General features: G+C 55.3%; 12 protein-coding genes. 8 read left to right on the top strand and 4 right to left on the bottom strand.

Annotated elements, in window-relative coordinates:
* Positions 1-361: 361 nt before the first annotated feature.
* The 3 genes from QZ517_RS09790 to QZ517_RS09780 all read right to left on the bottom strand — a co-directional run bounded on the left by QZ517_RS09790 (position 362) and on the right by QZ517_RS09780 (position 5,189).
* Positions 362-1,963: a hypothetical protein gene (locus QZ517_RS09790; protein ID WP_294225902.1), complete on the bottom strand. Its 1,602-nt coding sequence runs from the start codon at positions 1,961-1,963 to the stop codon at positions 362-364.
* A gap of 907 nt (positions 1,964-2,870) precedes the next feature.
* Entirely contained in the window at positions 2,871-3,359 is a 489-nt protein-coding gene (locus tag QZ517_RS09785; RefSeq protein ID WP_294225899.1) for a hypothetical protein, read from the bottom strand.
* Between the two features lie 357 nt (positions 3,360-3,716).
* On the bottom strand, positions 3,717-5,189 hold the full coding sequence (locus tag QZ517_RS09780) for a caspase family protein (protein ID WP_294225896.1): 1,473 nt from the start codon (positions 5,187-5,189) through the stop codon (positions 3,717-3,719).
* 141 nt (positions 5,190-5,330) lie between these two features.
* Between QZ517_RS09780 and QZ517_RS09775 the strand changes: the two genes are divergently transcribed.
* From QZ517_RS09775 to QZ517_RS09750, 6 genes are all read left to right on the top strand, one after another.
* A complete protein-coding gene (locus QZ517_RS09775) occupies positions 5,331-6,386 on the top strand; it encodes an OmpA family protein (protein WP_294225893.1) in 1,056 nt (351 codons plus the stop codon).
* Between the two features lie 404 nt (positions 6,387-6,790).
* On the top strand, positions 6,791-8,215 hold the full coding sequence (locus QZ517_RS09770) for a biotin/lipoyl-binding protein (RefSeq protein ID WP_294225890.1): 1,425 nt from the start codon (positions 6,791-6,793) through the stop codon (positions 8,213-8,215).
* Positions 8,208-9,794 carry a glycosyltransferase gene (locus QZ517_RS09765; RefSeq protein WP_294225888.1) on the top strand — a complete coding sequence of 529 codons (1,587 nt, stop codon included), beginning with the start codon at positions 8,208-8,210 and terminating at the stop codon, positions 9,792-9,794. Before QZ517_RS09770 ends, QZ517_RS09765 begins: the two co-directional genes overlap by 8 nt.
* A 102-nt stretch (positions 9,795-9,896) precedes the next feature.
* Entirely contained in the window at positions 9,897-11,312 is a 1,416-nt protein-coding gene (locus QZ517_RS09760; RefSeq protein ID WP_294225885.1) for a mannose-1-phosphate guanylyltransferase/mannose-6-phosphate isomerase, read from the top strand.
* A gap of 220 nt (positions 11,313-11,532) precedes the next feature.
* Entirely contained in the window at positions 11,533-12,927 is a 1,395-nt protein-coding gene (locus QZ517_RS09755; RefSeq protein WP_294225882.1) for a nucleotide sugar dehydrogenase, read from the top strand.
* 44 nt (positions 12,928-12,971) lie between these two features.
* A complete protein-coding gene (locus tag QZ517_RS09750; RefSeq protein ID WP_294225879.1) occupies positions 12,972-15,587 on the top strand; it encodes a type I secretion protein in 2,616 nt (871 codons plus the stop codon).
* Positions 15,588-15,608: 21 nt separating this feature from the next.
* Here the strand turns inward: QZ517_RS09750 and QZ517_RS09745 are convergent, their stop codons facing one another.
* Positions 15,609-16,223, bottom strand: a complete 615-nt coding sequence (locus QZ517_RS09745; RefSeq protein ID WP_294225876.1) for a response regulator transcription factor — start codon at positions 16,221-16,223, stop codon at positions 15,609-15,611.
* 336 nt (positions 16,224-16,559) lie between these two features.
* On the opposite strand from QZ517_RS09745, the gene QZ517_RS09740 reads away from it, so the two are divergent.
* Together QZ517_RS09740 and QZ517_RS09735 are read left to right on the top strand one after the other, a co-directional pair.
* Positions 16,560-17,081, top strand: a complete 522-nt coding sequence (locus tag QZ517_RS09740) for a molybdopterin-dependent oxidoreductase (protein ID WP_294225873.1) — start codon at positions 16,560-16,562, stop codon at positions 17,079-17,081.
* Positions 17,082-17,117: 36 nt separating this feature from the next.
* On the top strand, positions 17,118-19,589 hold the full coding sequence (locus QZ517_RS09735; protein ID WP_294225870.1) for a PAS domain-containing hybrid sensor histidine kinase/response regulator: 2,472 nt from the start codon (positions 17,118-17,120) through the stop codon (positions 19,587-19,589).
* The last annotated feature ends 185 nt before the right edge of the window (positions 19,590-19,774 follow it).

Genomic DNA, 19,774 nt, shown 5'->3' with positions numbered 1-19,774 from the left:
CTTTGGGCTGACACTAGTCATCCGCCACTAAGGATCCATGTGATTTCGCTTCAGGTGTGCTGCCGCACCGTCGCAAGGCGGTTTCGAGCCCTTAGTGAAAGCTGCTTAGCTTTATAGTAAAGTCCGCTTGTCTGTGCGCAGCCAAGCCAAGGGCGACTTGCTAACCTGTGCTACATGCACATCCGCTGATTGTTCCGCCAGAATGAGTTGAAAACCCACAACAGCGCACGCCATTAGATAATGTGCAGCATCCAGTTCCCGCCGCGTAAAGGCACCCTGTTTGCATACGTGGATTTGGCGCGTCGGAAGCCGCCAAGCTTAATGGTAGTGCAATAAGAATGAGTTTTAGCATAATTTGACCTCAAGATGATGGATCACGATGATTAAACGCCGCAGCAAGCATCAAGTGCACGAAGAAATCACGGACATGCTCTCGTTGTTCTTTGGGGTGCCGACCCAGCAATCGACTGGTAGCAGTATTATCTAGTTCTATGAACTTGCGCAGTGTGTCGCGCCAAATGAAGTAACCGTCTAGATCTGGAACGACCCAAAAATGCCCCTCACGCAGAGCGTTTGCGCTGTTATCCGGTTTGTAGCCATATTCAGCCCATGCTTCTAGATAACTCACGCGCAGATCGTCGCTCACGCGGACCTCCAACACCTGCCCGTCTAGCCGGTTATAGTGCACGATAATCGATGTTGCAGACTTCGGAGTGCCATCTTCGCATTTAGAACGAAAAACCACTCGGAAAAACCAAAGATCGGTATCGTCTTGCTCATCGACCTCAGGCGCATTTACTATTGGTTCCATCATATATGTGGACATCAGCAGGTAGTCGTCGGCGCTCAGTGTTCGCGTAATCTGTGTCGCTATACTTGTTGTCGCCCCCGCCTCAAGTTCTAAAACTCCCGCCGGAAATCTTGCCTTCAAACCACCTGAAATAGCCGCTTCTCCCACCTCACTGAGCTCAACCCCACATTCTTTGGTGGACGTTACACGGTAGTTTACCAATGCTTGGCCTAGAGTGGTATTTTGACCGTTATTCGGAACGTTGAAGCGGCGGTGAAATGAGCCGTCCAAATGCCACGTGAAAGAGCGCTTGGCTGCCGCCAAAGTAACCATCTTGATTGACCGGATAGCATTTGTGTCCGCACCCGCTGCACGCCGCTGCGCACAGATCGAAAAAAAGCTGTCCCGAGGTTGATGTAATTTTCCGCCTGCGGCATATGCCTTAACGGCGAAAGGTTGACAGGCAACCTCTTCAAGCCGCCGCATTCTGACAACTTGTTCTTCATCGATTAAAAAGTCTGGCACGTCCGCATTAGATGAAGGATACTTAATTAGTTGATATGCAGCGATTGCGGCTCGCGCGCGTGAATTGTGCTCCGCTGCTATTGCATAGCCGAAGCGCGCTGAAACGACATATCGACATTGTATACGCGGTTTGCAAACGTCCTCCATCGAATTACCAGGGCAGTTATCTTCTGTTCGACATATGCCAGCGTTCCCGGGGGCATCAGCGAATAGGTACACAGCGTTCTGGGCGATAGGTGCGATATCGCTTTCAGCGATAAGTTTGCGTTGTCCATATTCGGTAACTACCAGAATCGCCCTATCTCCCCGCGCGTTCTCAAAAACTGGTAGGTGTACATAGGCGATTGGCCGAACCATCAGACCCAAGGGGTACATTTCCTGCTCTTCAAATTGTTGGTTGTCACACCGAACATTTGCGAAGCGACCAGGTTTAATCGTAAAGAAGAATTCTTGGTCGCTGTAAGCAACATCCGCCTCAATCTGATTGCTGGCAAACCAATCCCAAGCAAGACGGAGAGCTCCAGGTGAGGCATCATCGGCGTCCTTCAGGCGTGGACAAGGGTCAAATGTCTCCGCGACGGACATACTTGGCAATGCCAAAAGAATACAAAAAACCATAGAGCGCACGGCGCATTTAAAACAGTTCATCAAAAAATCCGATTCGCTAAATTAGGATTAATGCTAGCAGAAAAACTATGCATACGCAGCTTGAGCTGATCCATTGACTTGCAAGTCTTCAATCAAGTCAACGACACCTACCCAAAAAGCCTAGGCATTTGAAAACGGACTTTGGCGCAACCACAGCGAAAGCTCAGTTTGTCCCGCTCAGTCGACCACCGACCTCTGTATTTCTCGTTGGCTTCACCAATGACCGGTTCTCATGCTGCGCGGCAGCGTTCGCTGTCCGGTTTTGTCGGTTGAAGGCCCGGCTTTGCAAAGGTCGTAATCTGCGCATAGCGGTCCTTGGCGCTAGTTGCAGTATTTGTCGCTGTGGGCCAATAGCAGCGCACTTCCGCTTTACTTTACACTGCACCATTGTTGTTCAACAAATCCAAAAGGCAGGGATGGCAACAATCAAATGCTGGGTTAAGGATAAGAGCGTTACACCGGCTCCGCTTAGATTTCTGCCACAACGCGTGTTGGTACTTAGCAATAAAAAGGTCTCGCGAAAACACTGTCTTTGCTTGGCATGATTTGTGGCATTTATCAAAACATTCGAAAATAGCTTCATACTAAACAAATTTTTTTGTGGTTTGATCGGCGGACAGCGCGTCTGTCATAAATCATTGAATTCCGATGACTTACTGGCTCAAATTTTGCGCATCACAATCCATTCTAATGCGATGTAAAGCGATCCCATCCCCCTGAATCCCACAAATTCCATGCAAAATCCGTGCAGCGAAAATTTCCAAAATGTACTTTTAATGTGCTGCCACGGACGTTTAGAAGTCCCTCCTGTCACATAGTGGGAACAATCACGCAAGTGGCTTCGTTTTCAAAACTCGTCCTCCACGAGATTGCGCGGTCAATCTTCAACGCCGCAGTAGACATCGGCTCAAACGAAACTAGAAAGGGTTTCTAAAAAATAGAGACCTCGCCGTTCAGGCTCATTGACTAGCATGAACTCATGGTACTGGAGACCGACCTCGCTTCCTTTCAACTCTTGTTGCTCGGCACTCGATAACCGTCCCGCACGTTTTTGCAGAATAGCGAGCAAGTGTGCGGCGCATGGTGCGGGCGCCATATGCGGGCAATCCAACGTTGTCGAAGACGGTGTAGCGATCTTGTGCACGGGTTCGGCCGTTTTCCAATGCGCACAGGTGATGCCATTTTCGGCAAAGCCTGCGTTTACCTGGATTACTAGGGCCATAGCTGGGAATAGAGATGCGTCTGGGCCGGAATGCGCGCCTTCGTCCAGATAAATGATCCATTTGACCAAAGCGGTTTCTGCGTCTTCAGAGATTTTGGCAAAGAATGTGCCGATTTGCCTGCCGAATTTGGCCATGCCTTCGCGATGGTTCTGGGTGACCGATTTTTCGTCCAAGTTCACTTGTTGTTTTGAGAGTGGTACCTCAAACAGGTATCGCCGTGGTAACGAAAGACAAGCTGCGGCTTGCCCCGCGTAAGCCACGCTGTTTGTGGCTCGGTATTTGGTCGAACCCAGCTGCTCATGCCCTTGTCCGCCATTCAGGATCTCTCTGCGGGCAGGACCGCATGCGTGGCTGGATCAACAGAGTGGCCTTTGTTCTCGCCGAAAAGATCAATGACAATGTGCTTGCGATTGGTGAGACGCGGCGGTTGCGACTGATGAAATTTACCCGGACCGCAGCCCCTTGGCGATGCCCCAAAGGGCGCGTGTTGCGCACCCAACAAACCTATTCAGACATTTTGTGTCGGACAATTACTGACAGTCGCCATCTGCCCAGTGCTTTAGGTTTTCCTTAAAGCCGCCGCCAAATGGATGTTGCTTTGACAGATGACGGGCGGTTGCCAGTTTTTGGTAGAACTTCCCCTGATCACAAAGGGCTTCTCGGGTCCACTCATGACAGTTGGCGCAGGGTTGGTCTTTCCACATGGCCTCGGGCAAACCTTGAATGGGTGGGAACAACGGGCTGAGGGTTGTCACCTCCAAGAGCGTTGCGCCAAGAATTTCAGGTGGGCCGTTTTTGAGAGGCTGGTCAAAGTTGACCTCCCATTTGACCGTCTCAGTGTCTGGCGCTTGCGTGCCTGCGACTTCCTCCGGTGGAGCGGAGGCGGGAGCCGTTTCAGAAGACTGTTTTAGGCTCGGCACTTCTATCTTCACCAACTCGGCAAAAACACCGTTGGGAAACGCGTCCAAATAAGCTTCATAATCGGCCAGCGTACCTGACCTCCGCGCGCGCTCCATAAGGGCGGTTTCTTCGTCGGCAATCTCTTTAGGTGCGGGCATGGATGCCACCGATTCAGTCGGCTTGGCCCTGCCCCGGCTCAACTCTTCTTCAAGCGCAGTTGCCAAAAGGGCCCGTGCTTCGTCGATGTGCGGTCCATCCGAATAGCTTCTCATGAACAGCATAATTTGCACCGGATCCTGGCTCGCTTTCACGGCTTGCCAAAGCTGGGTTTCGTCCATGTCTTTCGGGGGCAAAGATTTGGCCGCTTTGAAAACAAACTCCCGCGTCAATGAGGATGTGTCCCAAGGTGTTTGTTGGCCATTGGTGTCTGACAACACCGAAACCCGCACCTGTTTAAATACTTTCTCCACAGGTGCACCTTCCACCCGGATTTCCCGTGCGAGCGCCTGCGTGAACGGGCTATTGCCGCCCGCGCCGTCCAGCGCCACATCCCCCGGAGCGGTTGCGTATGCCAGAAATGTGCCGGTCGGCGCCTTCATCTCGGCCAGTCCGCTGTCGTTGATATCCGGCACGTTTTCAAAAGGGTTGTCGCGACAGGCATCCAGGATCACGATATTTGTTTGATTGCGGGCGGACGCCATCTGGCGCAGCACCGAGGCGGCCTCAAGCCCGACCAAGTCCAGATCGGCAGCCACCGTCAGGCGCGCATCCACCGGCAAAAGGTAATTTGCCCCAAACGATTGTACGCCATGCCCTGCATAGTAAAACAGCCCCACAGCTTCAGGGCCAGCAGCACGCAGCGCCGCGCCAAACTTCGCGATGGCGCGTTTCATCTCGTTTTGCGAGGCATTTGTGACCAGCGTGACGTCAAAACCCACGTCGCTCAGCGCAGTGGACATCAAATCCGCGTCCGCCCCCGCATTTGCCAGCGGGGCGACATCGGAATAGGTGGCATTTCCAATGATCAGCGCGATGCGCGGCTCAGCGCGTGCGGCAGCCGTCAGATACAGTAAACAGGCGATCGACAAGAACAGTGCACGCATGTGCGGCCCTCCTGTTGCGCGGTCTCTAGTCAAAACCCTATCTGATCCGCGCCATATCGCAACAAATTACAACCATTGCATCTGTCGGACAAACTGCCGATACTTTTTCTGGTTCGAGCCACCGATGTTGGAGGGACTATCGTGTTATTTGTAAGGGTGTTTGCCGCTGCAGCCGCGGTTCTATCAGCACTGCCAAGTCTGGCGCAGGAAAATCCGTTTGGGAATGGGTGGCACCTGGAACCAGAAGCCTCATCGATCCAATTCAGCTCAATCAAGAACCAATCGGTGATCGAAACCTCCTCATTTGCCACCGTCTCGGGCACCATCAACGCCACCGGTGCGGCAACCGTGACTGTGTTACTCGACAGCGTCGACACCAAGGTGGATCTGCGCAATGTACGCATGCGGTTCCTGTTTTTCGAAACGTTCCGGCACCCCGAGGCAACAATGACAACCCAGATCGACCCTGATCTGATAGCCGATCTGGCGACGGTCAAAAGGAAAACCGTGTCCGTGCCCATCACACTCGATCTTCATGGCGCAAAACGCCAAGAGGTCGCTCAGCTTTCTGTGATTTTGATCGGAGAGGACTTGATTGCAGTGTCGAGCGCGGAGCCTTTGACACTCAAGATCGCGGACTATGACCTCATGGATGGTTTGCAAAACCTTGAGGAGGCCGCAAGCGTGTCAATTGTGCCGTCGACCACCGTGAACTTTGATCTCATATTCAAAGCCAATCCCTCTGACACCCCGGAGAAAAAACCAGCCGACGCGGCGGCCCCTGTTGCCCCAGCCTCAGCAGCGCTGGAGGCCGAAGGTGCCTTTTCATTGGAAGCCTGTGCAGGTCGGTTTGAGATACTGTCGCGCAGTGGGAACATCTATTTTCGGCCCGGCTCGGCGCGGTTGAACGATGTCTCCACGCCGCTTCTTAATCAGGTGGCCGATATTGTGGCCCGGTGCCCTGACCTCAAGGTTGTGGTGGCAGGCCACACCGACAACGTGGGCTCTCAAAAGGCAAACCAGAGGTTGTCAGAGCGTCGCGCCGCCTCAGTTGTTCGCTTTTTGACCAACAAAGGCATCAAGCCCGCCCGGCTTCAGGCAATGGGTCACGGAGAGGAGCGCCCTATCGCTGACAATGCAACCAAACAGGGGCGCAGCAAAAATCGCCGGATTGAGTTCTCTGTGGCGGATCCTTGAGGCACCAAAACATGCGGGAACCTCGGTAGGCCAAAGGTATTGTTCGCCACGCCTAGCGTCAGACCCAGACGGGACTAGAGTGTTGTGGTGCATGCCATGAGCGCCAGCCCCCCCCCCCCCCCCCCAGCCGTGGATATCGCTCTCCACACACATGTTCTACGCCGTCAGAGACCAAGGCAGTCTGCATGGCGGCTCTACCCCCGCATGCCTTGCCGCACGGAAGCCAACGTTTCTCCTAAAGGTGAGGGACATACCCAAAAGAGACGCGCTTGCTTGGGAGATTTCCATCACAACTATCCTTTGGGTTAGTTGATTTCTCTTTTGATCGTCGTTCCATACAGCCGCGCGGCCTAACGATTGGTCGCTTTTTTGTAGTTTGATCGCGAACATGTCACGAGGTCGTTGTGAAAATTCGCCATCAATCCGCCGGTTCTGATTTGAGCTGGACTGTGCAAGCACCGCTGACGTTTGAAACGCCAGCCGGGGACGTGGTGCGGATTGAAGCATGGTCATTGGCTGGTTTGAATTGGCCGGAAGAGGCCGGGGAATGCCCACAGACGGGTGTATTGAGCGTACCGTTCCAAGGCGTTGATGTGCGCTTTCCTGTGCGGTTGACGCAGCCGAATGCAGAAAATCATGTGGAGTTTGAAGGGCTGAGCGGACGGCAGCGGGAAACCCTGGCGCTGTTCTATCGCGCGTTGCTGTCGGGTCAGATGGCCAGCAGTGAGGATGTGATCACCAGTTTGGACACGCCTGTGGATCTCGTGCCGATGGAAGAGACCGAAGAGGAAAAAGAGGCGAGCACCAAGGGGCGTTGGCCAACGCCTATCCGAGCCGCGTTGCACGTTCTGGTGTACGGAATGGTCGCCCTGAGCGTGGCCACAATCCTCGGGGTGTCAGTGTTCAACAGTGTCACCCGTATCAATGTGCAGCACGGCCGAGTGGTGGCGCCAATTGCGGAACATCTGCCCGCCAGCGAAGGCTTTGTGAAGTCGATTTCGGTGCAGGCCGGCGACGCGGTTGTCGCCGGACAGGTGCTTGTTCGCCTCAAAGATCCAGAAGCACAAGGAAAATTGGATTTGGCACGGGCCAAGTTGGCGCAGGAACAAAGTGAATTGCTGCACATCAGCCAAACACTTGAGGCGTTGACCACCTATCACAGCGTGGATGCAGCAGACGTTCGCGCCGCCGTGATGGGGCAGGCTTATGCGCGTTTTGTCGGAGATCGAGGGTTTGAAACGTTGTGGGACCGCTGGCAAGCGATGTTGCCTCAAAACCCAATCGCGGCGATTGCATTGGATCCATTTCAGTTTGCGGTGATGCGGCTGAGAGAGGTTGAGGCGGCGCAGCTGGCCAAAGTGCGTGGTCTGCGCGCAACCCGAGATGCGCATAAATCTGCGATTTCCCTTGGTCATGTGCGCGCGCCAACCAACGGCGTGGTGCATGAGGTCTTGGTGCGCAAAGGACAGCCCTATGATCACGATGATCTGGCGGTTGTTTTTGAGGCTGACACGCCCCGTGTGGTGCAAGGTTGGGTCAGTGAACGTTTTGCGGACACAATTTTTGTCGGCATGTCCGCCTGCATTGGCATCAATGCTCTGGGCCAAAAGCAAACTATCGCAGGCCTGGTTACGGACGTGGAAGCCGGCGCCGATCCACGCCGCCCCGGCGAGTTTGGTATCATTGTCACCGTCACACCCCGCGATTTGAGCGCGGCGGAGACCAAGGACGCCTTGCGTCAGGACGCCCCGGTCAATCTGGAGGTGCGCCGACCTTGGGCGCAGCGGTTAATCGACCACGTCCAAACACTCTGGTCGCGCGATGTATGAACCGGAGTCCGAATATGCGTTTGACAAGGACCTGACCACGCGGCTGCGGGACCTTCAAACCCCAATCAAACCCTATTGGGCACGCTGGACCTTTCCCCATCTGCTGGCGCTGTTTGCCGTTGTTGTTGCGCTTTATTGGCTGCTGGCCAATGTGCCCAACCGATTTCTTGATCCAAACGCCGGGCACATCACGGTTGTGTTGGGCACCTTGGGATTGTGGCGTTTTGGCTGGTGGTTCACCCATTCCATTCGCGCGATGATTTATGCTCGCCTGAAATGGCCCGCCATGCGTCGGCAAGCAGACGCGCTTTGGCAAGCTGGCTGGCGGCCCAAACGGCTGCATATTCAGATGACAACTTATTATGAGGAACCGTCGATTACCAAACGGGTGATCGGGTCGATACTGGGCCAAATCCGGCGCGAACGTATTCCCACCACGCTCTACATTGGCACGGGCAGTGCCTATGATGAGAGGATCATCCGGGAGTTTGTACAGACCTACGCGCAAGACATTCCCGATGAGCTCGCTGAGTTGGTGTTCATTCGGCAAAACCAACCCGGAAAGCGTATGGCCATTGGACTGATCCTGCGCGCGATCAGCCGCACGGCAGCGGACCCTGAAGATATGGTGATCTTCATGGACGGCGACGCTCTGTTTGGTGACGATGTGCTGAAGAAAACCCTGTCGATGTTTGCCTATGATCCCGAGCTACAGGCGCTAACCACAGATGAAGAAGTCATCTGTTACGGGCCGCAGTGGATCGCCAAATGGCTGGACATGCGGTTTGCCCAGCGGCGGCTGGCGATGCAAAGTCATGCCTTGTCCAATCGCGTACTGACTCTGACCGGCCGCATGAGCGTGTTTCGCGCGCGTCACATTGTGGACCCGAAGTTCATTCGCACCATTGAGGCCGATCATTTGAACCACTGGCTGTGGGGGCGGTTTCGCTTCCTGTCCGGAGATGACAAATCCACCTGGTATCGCTTGCTGAGCGTTGGCGCAAAGATGACCTATGTGCCAGACGCCACGGTCTACACCATTGAGGTGATCAAAGAGAACGGGCTGATGCGGATGATCCAGAATTTCCGCCGCTGGTCAGGAAACATGCTGCGCAATGGCACCCGCGCCATTGCATTGGGTCCCCGCCAGATGCCGTTTTTCATCTGGTGGTGTGTGGTCGACCAACGTTTGGCGATGTGGACCATGATGGTGAGCCCAATCATGGCAGTTTTGGGCAGCATGATCGCGCCGGGATATTTCTGGAATTGCCTGGTCTGGGTGTTGTTTTCCCGTGTGGTTCTGTGTCTATTTCTGATTGGATATAGCCGCCGTGCCGACATGACATGGCCCTTTATTCTCTATCTCAATCAAGTGATTAACGCGTCCGTGAAGATCTATATGATTTTCCATTTGTCCAAGCAGAAATGGTCCAACCGGGGCAATCAAAGCACGGGTGAAGGCACAAGCTTTGTGGACCGGTTGCGCAATGGGTTTGCGATTTTCCAACTGGTGACCGCGACGTCGGCGTTTTTGACCCTGTTGATGCTGTACGTGGGGCTGATCGAGATGCCCTTTTGAGGGGCACCTATCCTTTCGCGTGACTGCATAGTCCTCCGACAGCACCTTCACCTTCTCGTCCGCCGCTAGCCTGATCTCAGCAATCTAAGAAAGGATGAGTTCATGATCACACCTGTTATTCTCGCCGGAGGGTCCGGCACCCGTTTGTGGCCCGTGTCGCGCAAGAGTTTTCCCAAACAGTTCGCGAACCTGTTGGACGGTCCCAGCCTGTTTCAGCAAACGGTGGATCGGGTGATCGCGCCCGAGTTCACAGAGCCAACCGTGATCACCGGTGAAGACTATCGCTTTATTGCGCAGAAGCAGATGGCTGAAATGCAGGTTGCCTGCGGCGCGTTGATTGTGGAGCCGGAAGGACGCAACACAGGACCAGCGGTGCTGACCACCGCACTGGCGCACAAGGATGACCCGGAAAAGGTTCTTTTGGTGCTGCCAAGCGATCATCAGATTACAGATGATACAACGTTCCGGGAGATGATCTCCAAGGCCGCACGGGTGGCGCAAAAGGGCATGATCGTGACCTTGGGCATCAAGCCGGACCATGCTGCCACCGGGTTTGGCTATCTCCGCGTTGAGGGTGGGAATGATGACGCACTGATGATTTCGCAGTTTGCCGAGAAACCGGATGTCGAAACCGCCACCGCGATGCTCGAAGAGGGCAACTGGCTGTGGAACTCCGGTATGTTCCTGTTCCGCGTCGACACGGTTCTGAAGGCTTTTGAAACCCACGCGCCGGAGCTGATTGGCCCTGCGGAGGCCGCGATGGCGTTGGGCGAGCAAGATCTTGGGTTCACCCGGTTGAATGCTGAGGCTTACAAACGCTGTGCCAATATCTCGTTTGACCATGCCATTATGGAGAAGTTGCAGGAGTGCGCGGCATTGCCGCTGACTTGTGGATGGTCAGATTTGGGCAGTTGGCAGGCGCTCAAAGATATTGGTGACGCGGACGCAACAGGCACGGTCTCCCTCGGAAATGCCACAGCAATTGACTGTGAAGGCAGCTTGCTGAAATCCGAAAATCCGGATGTGAAGTTGGTTGGGTTAGGGCTGAAGGATGTGGTGGCCGTGGCCACAGATGATGGCATCCTGATCGCCGACCGCAGCCAAAGCGCCAAGGTAGGACAAGTGGTGGAGACACTGCGCGCGGAAGGGGCCGAGCAGGCCGACGGGTTCAAACGCTGTTACCGCCCATGGGGATACTACGAAACACTGTCTCTTGGCCCTCGGTTCCAAGTGAAACGTATTATGGTCGAGCCGGGCGCCAAATTGTCCCTGCAAAGCCACGTGCATCGCGCAGAACACTGGGTTGTTGTAAATGGCTCCGCCAAAGTGACCGTCAATGAAGACGTAACACTGCTGACAGAGAACCAAAGCACTTACATTCCACTTGGGGCGGTGCACCGGTTGGAAAACCCCGGAAAATTGCCGTTGCATCTCATCGAAGTGCAGTCCGGCTGTTACCTCGGTGAGGACGATATCATTCGTTACGAAGACATCTACCACCGCGCGGAAGTGGCCTAATCCCCCCCGGATCGTCCGCCGAAGATTTCAGCTCACCCCGGTCGGCGGACGCGGCAAACCTGCATGGAAATCCATGCAGGTTTTGTTGTTTTGGACCCTGAAACTCAAAGGACTCTCCAAAGGATAGCGGGCTGACCGTCGGGGCGTTCAGGCTGACCTATTTCCAGAAAATTTTATGAAAACGTTCCCTTAAGCTGAATTTAACCAGGAGGACAACGTTATGGAATACCGCAAGTTTTCGCCACAGGACGCAGAGATCGTCGTCCCGTCCCCCCGTCAAAAATCGAGCATCAGCGTGGTTGGGCTTGGCTATGTCGGCGCGGTGTCCACCGCCTGTTTGGCGTCATTGGGTCATCGGGTTGTTGGTGTCGATTTGGACCAAACCAAAGTGGCACAAATTGCACGCGGGCAGAGCCCAATCCACGAAGACCAGCTCACCGAAACGCTGACCCAGGGTGTCGCGGATGGCTTGATCAGCGCCACTGACAATTTGTCTCGCGCGGTCATGGACACGGATGTGACTTTTGTGTCTGTGGGCACACCAACCGCAGCAGATGGTGGGTGTGATTACAACTTTATCAAAGCTGCGTCCCACGCAATGGCGCAAGGGTTGCGCAGCAAAGATGGTTTCCACGTGTTTGCCATGCGCTGCTCCATTCCGCCCGGCACCACGATGAAAGTCATGGCGCCCATCCTCGAGGCCGCGTCCGGCAAGGTTGTGGGGCGGGATTTTGGCATCTGCTTCAACCCGGAATTCCTGCGCGAAGGCGTGGCGATTGACGATTTTCACAACCCACCCAAAACCGTGATCGGAACCACCGATTTTGCCACGGCAGAGATCATGCGCCGCATTTATGCACCGGTGGATGACAAGCCAATCCTGACCACCATCGAAGTGGCGGAGACGATCAAATATGTCGACAACGTGTGGCACGCCACCAAGGTCTGTTTTGCCAATGAGGTTGGGCGTTTGTGCAAACCTCTTGGGGTGGACAGCCATGCGGTGATGGACATTTTCACGCAGGATCAAAAGCTCAACCTGTCAGCCTATTACCTCAAGCCTGGATTTGCCTACGGCGGTTCTTGCCTGCCCAAAGAGGTCCGCGCGGTGCAGCATGTGGCCAGCACTTTGGGGGTCGATTTGCCAATGATTGGCGCGCTGGAACAGTCCAACGCGGAGCAAATCCAGCAGGCTGTGGAGATGGTCCTGAAAACCGGTGCGAAGCGGGTTGGGATTCTGGGGCTTGCGTTCAAACCGGGCACCGATGACCTGCGCGAGAGCCCCATTCTGGAAGCAATGGCAACGTTGCACCAAGAGGGCATTGAACTGGTGGCCCACGATGAAGCCGTGACCAAGGACACACCGTTGGATGGGCTTGCCAGCTACACCAAATACGGCAGCCAAGGCTTGGCAACACTGGCCGAAGGCCTGACTGACATGCTGCGCGAAGATGTCGATAGCGTCATGGCCGAGGCCGACGTGGTGATCGTGTGCCATGCCAGCGACACCTACCGAGACGCGGTACAGCGCCACAAGAATGTGTCCGTGGTGGATGTCGTGCGCCTGTTTGACGCCGCACCACAGGATCTCGCGATCAACGGCATCGGCTGGTGATCCGCCGACATCTCAATCTTTTCAGACATATGTGAGGACACGACATGCCACCAAGCAATTTTAATCTTCTTTCCGGAACGAGTCTTTCTGATCTGCTCGATGGCTCCGCTGCTGACGATCACATAACTGGCCTGTCCGGTGACGATAGCCTCACCGGCGGTGCCGGCAACGATGCTCTCTATGGCGACTATGAGGACGAGAACCTCCTGGAGGGCACCGCCGGCGCCACCGGGTTCTCGGACTATGCCAACAGCGGTATCTGGTCTGTGCTGGGATTGGATGACGGGCATCAACAAATGAGCCAAACCATCACAACCGAAGAGGGTGGCGTGTACAACCTGTCCTTTGACTTGGCGGCCAACTTTGCAGCGGGCCAACCGGGGGCGACGGTTGAAGTCCTGATCAATGGCGAGGTTGTGGGCACCTATTCAACAGACAGTGGCGCCTACAACAGTTTCGACGCCAGCTTCACCGCAGCAGGAGAAGCAACAAACATCACTTTGCGCTCCATTGACGGTCCCAGTTCAGGCCCACCGATTGATACGTCCGGGCCAATTTTCCACTACACGCAAGAGATGGAGGTTGGCGGGCAAACGGTCGATGTGGCCGTTTTTGCAGATGGTCAGGCCAATCTCTATCAGGTGCTGAATGGGACGCTGCACGTCTTTGATGTTGCAACGCAGACTTATGAGGTTGCGGGCGCGGCTGGCACGGTCAATGTGAACTCGATGGGCTACAACGCAGAAGATGACCTACTGTATGCCATTGCCGTTGGCACCGGCGTGGACAGCTTGGGCAATGCCGTGCAACGGTCTGACCTGATCATGCTGGACGCACAAGGCAACAGCTACCGGATTGGCGAAACGCCCTATCGATCTTGGACCGGCGATTTTGACGATCAGGGCAACCTTTGGTCTTTCCAATCCAGCATGGATCGGATTGCAGTGATTGACGTGGATCAGCTGGATGCCAACGGCAATCCCGAGGTCACCGTACACAAACTGCCCAGCGACCTTGTGACTCATCGGGTCTACGATGTGGCATTTGATGCCAACACTCAAAGTTTCTACGGCGTGGCACGGCCGCCATCCGAAGGGGCTGACACCATTCTGTTGGTTGTCGATATTTCGAGTGGCACACCGGAATTCACCCTGGTGCCCGTGACTTCAACGGTTGTGGATGGTGTCACGCTCGACGGTGTTCCCGCGGTGACCTTTGGGGCGGCGATCATGGACGCGGATGGCAACCTGTTTGTTGGTGGCAACTCAGGTGACCACGACATGAACAACGCCACTGCCAATAGTGGTGGCATCTATCAGGTGGTCATTGACCCAGCGACGGGCGAGGCGAGCCTGATGTTGATCTCTGAGGCGCCAAGCTCTTACTCCAACGACGGGGCAGCAGACCCAACCGCCGAAAACCCTTTTGTTGAGGTTGATCTGTCGTCCTCCGTTTTGATCCGTGACTTGAGTCTGATTGCGACCACCGAAGGGGAGTTGACCTATGACGACCTGCTCGAAGGCAACGGCGGTAATGACACCTTGGCGGGCGGTATTGGTGAAGACGACCTGATTGGCGGCGGGCTTGGCGACACTCTCCTGGGTGGCGATGGCGATGACTATCTGCACGGCGGCGATGGACCGGGCGGGAATAGCACTATTGTGTCCCAGTATGACAGCGACGGTCTGCGCTACGACCAGTTTGGCAATCTGTTGCCAGAGAACGACGACTATTTGCTTGGAGCTGAGGGAGCCGACACGCTGGAAGGCTCCGCTGGTCACGATACGTTGGATGGGGGAGACGCCTCTGATGTACTGAGCGGAGGGTCTGGGGCAGACGTGCTGTTTGGCAGCGCCGGAGACGACACGCTCTCGGGCGGCGGCCAAGATGACGATCTCTCCGGCGGCAGCGGAGCAGATATTTTGCGAGGTGGGTCCGGCGATGACACTCTGTCGGGTGGCGCCGGGGTGGATCAGCTGGAGGGCGGCTCAGGCCATGACACCTTGTCTGGGGATCAAGGTGCAGACAACCTGACCGGCGGCAGTGGAGACGACACGCTGAATGGCGGTGGCGATGCGGATGATCTGCAGGGAGGCTCTGGTGACGACATCCTCAACGGCGGTACTGGCAATGACTCATTGTCTGGAGGTTCAGGTAATGACGCCCTCGATGGTGGCGCGGGTGACGATAACCTGCGCGGTGGGGTCAATGACGATGTGCTCACCGGTGGTGAGGGGCGCGACAGCTTGCGCGGCGACAGCGGCAATGACGTGCTGACTGGCGGCGCAGATCGCGACTACCTCAGTGGGGCGTCAGGCAATGACACGCTGGATGGCGGCGGCGGTGGGGACCGGTTGTATCTCGGTTCGGGCAGTGATGTGGCCTCTGGCGGCGATGGCGGCGACACGTTCATTTTCCGCAGCGATGACCTGGATGGGGCGCAAGATAGCATTCTGGATTATTCGGTTGCAGACGGAGATCGCCTGGATCTGCGCCGCGCGGACATTGGAGACAGTGAAGCGGACTATGCGGCGTGGTTTGACAGTCAGGTGAGCGTCATCGGTGACGACGTTGCACTTCAACTGGGCAACAGCACAACGCTTCTTCTGCATGGTACAGCAGATGACATGGCACAGCTCTACGACAGCTTTGTGTTCTGAACTCAGCAAGCTGAGGCGGGCTTACTCAAAGCCTGCCTCTTTTGCGATCAACGCCGCCTGCGTGCGGTTTTTGGCGTTGAGCTTCTTGCACAGCGTGCGCACATGCAGCTTGATAGTCACTTCCTGAAGGTCCAGCTCCCGCGCAATCTCTTTGTTTGAGTGTCCCTTGCACAATCCTGACAGCACTTGCTTTTCACGCTGACTCAGCTGTTTTTCAAAATCACTCTCTTCGGCTTCGCCGCCGGCGGCCAACACGCTTGCAGGCACAAAGGTTTCCCCCGCAATCATGAAGCGCACCGCATTGACCAGTGACTTCGCGCCCATGGTCTTAGGTAAAAAGCCAATGGCACCAGCTTCCAGAGCGTCCTGAGCCACTTTGTTTGGCGCGGTGCCACTCACTATGGCAAAGGCTTGATCGGGGTATGCGGCCACGGCATCGATCAGACCCTGCAGCCCGTTCATGCCCGGCATGCTGAAGTCCAGAAGCACCAGATCAAACGGGCCTTTTTGCTCCAAAAGCTTCATGGCTTCGAAGTAGTCTGAACCGGCCACAACGGCGGCGCGGCCCTCGGAGGTGAGGTAAGCGGAGATGGTTTCACGCACCATCCCGTGGTCATCGGCCAACAAAATACGCATGGAAACAGGGCGTCCTACTCTGGGGTTGTGGGAGGACCCTACGTGGCCCTGCGATTGTAAACCAGTCGTGACACCCTGACTTTGTTGCAATTCCTGCGACATACCAAACTCCTTTGTTGACCATCTTCCCCGTCGCGCCAATTTCAGCATCAACAGGATAACTCCAAGTAAATTCGCATAGTTTTTGCAAAACCTGTTGGTGCATCAGATGACCAGGCTGCCACGAAGGGTCACCCAAACTATACCAAAGGTTAGGTGACTAACCCGATGCCCAAACCCGTTGTCCTCACGCTCGTGGCAAAAAGAGACACGCCAACCAATCAACCGGAGTGTCCCATGGAACGTTTTACAAAACTGCTCGCCACCCCCTCCACGCCAAGCATTTTGACCGGTGTCATTCTGTGTGCGGTGGTGGCCTCCCAAGCCATGTCGGATACCATTCTGACGGTCACTGGGGATGTGGCCCCCGCCTCCGAAGGCACCCAATGGAAGTTTGAAGAAAATGATCTGCACGCGTTGCCTTTGGTGCAGTTTGAAACGGACACCATTTGGACAGAAGGGACGCAGACGTTTGAGGGGGTTTCGCTGTCTGCCTTGCTTACTCATGTCGGCGCAAGCAATGGCACCCTTTTGGCGACAGCGGCCAACGACTACACCGTCTCGATCCCAACATCTGACGCCGTTGAGAATGGCCCAATCATTGCCTATTTGCGCAACGGCGAAAAAATGTCCTTGCGTGACAAAGGCCCTTTGTGGATCGTTTACCCATTCGCAGGTAACGACACCTATAAAACAGAAGAATATTATTCCCGCAGTATTTGGCAGCTCGATCGCATTGAAGTGGTTGCCGATGAGTGACTTGAGGCCCCCATCCCGCGTATTAGGCTCCTCTTTATGAATGGCAGATGGCCATTTGTCCTTTTTGCAAGCTTGCTTCTGGCAAGCTTGCTTTTGGGTGGCGGTTTGGGCCGTACCGTGTTCACCGACCTACGGGTATTGTCCACGGCGCAAAACGATGATGTGAGCTGGACGATGTCTCAGCTAGAGGTGGAATTGCTCCGACTGCAAAGCGCGATTCAATCGGCTCAAGCGGACGAGACGGCGGGCCTTAGTGAGGTGCGCAAACGTTTTGACATTTTCTACAGCCGCATAACAACCACGCGGCAAAGCGCGTTTTTTGCCCCAATGGCACAAGAAACAACCGTTGCGCACAGCACGGCGGCGGCTTCTGAGTTTCTGGATCGCAGTATATCTCTAATCGACGGGCCTGATGAAGTTCTGCGCAACTCATTGCCACGTGTTCTCACTGACATCACCGCGCTGCGTCCTAAAGTCCGCGCATTGGCGTTGGCTGGCGTCGACCATTTCACAACACAGGAAACGTCAGACCGAAACCGGCTGTCAACAACGCTTCGCCGGTTGGCGTATGGGTTGACCGCACTGATCGCCGTATTGTTTTTGGCATTGGCCAGTTTGATCCAGCTTTACCGGCAGGGGCAACGTGCCTCACAGAAAACCGAGCAGGCACGGTCACGTTTTGAGGTTGTTGTGTCATCGTCATTGAATGCGATTTTGGTTGTGGACACGCGCGGGACCATTGTGGAATTCAATGGCGCGGCAGAAACGGTGTTTGGCTATACACGAGACGAAGCGCTGGGCGCGGACATGGCTGAGCTGATTATTCCAAGAGAATTGCGAGAAGCACATCGGGAGGGCCTGAAACGGTTCATCCAAACCGGAGATAAAAAGGTCATTGGCGCGGGGCGTGTCCGGCTAAAAGGTTTGCGAAAGTGTGGTGAAGTGTTCCCGGTTGAACTCTCCATCTCGCTGTCGGAGGCCAGTGGCGAAACCGTGTTTGTCTCTTTCCTGCGCGACATCACCAGTGAGCTTAAAGCGGAGGAAGACCTCAAAGAGGCGCTGGAAAAGGCGCAGGTCGGCGAACAGGCCAAATCCAACCTTCTCACCGTTATGAGCCACGAAATGCGCACGCCGCTGAACGGCATCCTCGGATCGCTGGAGCTCTTGGATCAATCAGATCTAAGCGCCGCGCAGAAGCGACATCTCTCGTCTATTGGCATATCTGGTGAGCTGTTGCTTTCCCATGTCAACGACGTGCTTGATCTGTCGTCCTTGAGCTCTGCGGGAGAGATGCCGAAGCAAGCCCCGTTCAATCTGAAGGAGCTGGTGCAGGACGTTGTGGTAAGTCTGCAAGGCAACGCCACCCAATCTCGAAATGCGCTGTCTGTCGACTTTCTGACACCCGACTTGGGGCCGGTGATTGGAGATCGCGGGTCATTGCAGAGGTGTGTGGTGAACTTGGTCGGCAACGCGCTTAAGTTCACGCGCGACGGGTCTGTGGCAATAGACGTTGAGCGTTTGGCTGGTACTGACCTCGTTGAGTTCCGTGTGGCTGATACGGGGGTTGGCATTGCGCCGGAAAACCTCAGTCGGATCTTTGAAGAGTTTGTCACCATCGACACGTCGTTTGATCGCGAAAATTCAGGCACTGGGCTGGGGCTTGCAATCACCAAGCGTCTCGTCGAGCGCAATGGCGGGGAGTTGGAGGCGGATAGTCTGTTGGGAGAAGGAAGCTTGTTCACGTTCAGGCTGCCCCTGCCGCCTCTGGGCGATGCGGACATCCCAGCAAACACCGGCACTCAGTCGCTGCCTGCCCTTCCGGCGGGGTTTCAGGCCCTGATTGTGGACGACAACGACATCAATCGCGAGATCCTCGTCGATATTGTGCGTGAACTTGGCGGTCAGTCGTGCGAAGCCAGCAACGGGTACGATGCGATTGATATCTGTGCGGAGCGAGATTTTGATGTCTTGCTTTTGGACATCAGCATGCCGGGCATAGACGGCCTTGAGACACTGAAGCGGATCAGAGGCGCAGCAGCCCGCAACACGTCAACGCCAGCGATAGCGGTGACCGCGCACGCGTCAACGGCCGATCATAAGGCGATACTTACGCATGATTTTCGGAGCTTGATCTTGAAACCTGTACGCCGGGCCGCAATTCACGGCACACTTGCAGAGACGTTTGGTGTCGTAAATGGCAATTTGTCCAGCTCAAGACCAGTTCAAGAAGTGCCCGAATTTTTGAAACGGTTTGGCCTTGAGAGATATACCGCAGCCACCCAGGAAACACTGGATGAAATTTCCCTGTTCCTTAAGGACAAAGAGGTGTCCGATCCGCTCACCCAACCTGACCGACTGGAGGCGCACCGTTTGTCGGGTTCTGCCGCCGTCCTTGGGTGGATGGACCTTTGGCGTGCCTTTCAGGCGGTTCAGAATGCTCCGGAGACCCAATGGGGCGCTCATCTCAAACGTCTGCGTGCAGAGTTTGAAAGAGTGTTTCCAGAGTAGATCTTGCCTTTTGTCACATCGGACGGGACGCCCATCCAACGTCCCGTTTGAGCCGATGAATGGTCCTAAGAAGGAAGATTGTAAGCAACGCGGACCTGCCCTGCCGACAGTTGGGCCGGCCCCCCGAAACTTCCCGCGCCTTAATGTAGAGTTTGCTCAACCTTTCGAAGGAGCAGGCAAACACA

Source organism: uncultured Shimia sp., assembly GCF_913054185.1.
Classification (GTDB): domain Bacteria; phylum Pseudomonadota; class Alphaproteobacteria; order Rhodobacterales; family Rhodobacteraceae; genus Shimia.
Note: the sequence above shows the minus strand (reverse complement) of the source record. Positions and strands in the feature narration are given on the sequence as shown.

Bases quoted from the DNA above. Each gene is read 5' to 3' on its own strand.
- QZ517_RS09740 (WP_294225873.1), top strand. From the start codon at position 16,560: ATGGAACGTTTTACAAAACTGCTCGCCACCCCCTCCACGCCAAGCATT.
- QZ517_RS09745 (WP_294225876.1), bottom strand. From the start codon at position 16,223: ATGCGTATTTTGTTGGCCGATGACCACGGGATGGTGCGTGAAACCATC.
- QZ517_RS09735 (WP_294225870.1), top strand. From the start codon at position 17,118: ATGAATGGCAGATGGCCATTTGTCCTTTTTGCAAGCTTGCTTCTGGCA.
- QZ517_RS09760 (WP_294225885.1), top strand. From the start codon at position 9,897: ATGATCACACCTGTTATTCTCGCCGGAGGGTCCGGCACCCGTTTGTGG.
- QZ517_RS09780 (WP_294225896.1), bottom strand. From the start codon at position 5,189: ATGCGTGCACTGTTCTTGTCGATCGCCTGTTTACTGTATCTGACGGCT.
- QZ517_RS09755 (WP_294225882.1), top strand. From the start codon at position 11,533: ATGGAATACCGCAAGTTTTCGCCACAGGACGCAGAGATCGTCGTCCCG.
- QZ517_RS09790 (WP_294225902.1), bottom strand. From the start codon at position 1,963: ATGAACTGTTTTAAATGCGCCGTGCGCTCTATGGTTTTTTGTATTCTT.
- QZ517_RS09750 (WP_294225879.1), top strand. From the start codon at position 12,972: ATGCCACCAAGCAATTTTAATCTTCTTTCCGGAACGAGTCTTTCTGAT.
- QZ517_RS09765 (WP_294225888.1), top strand. From the start codon at position 8,208: ATGTATGAACCGGAGTCCGAATATGCGTTTGACAAGGACCTGACCACG.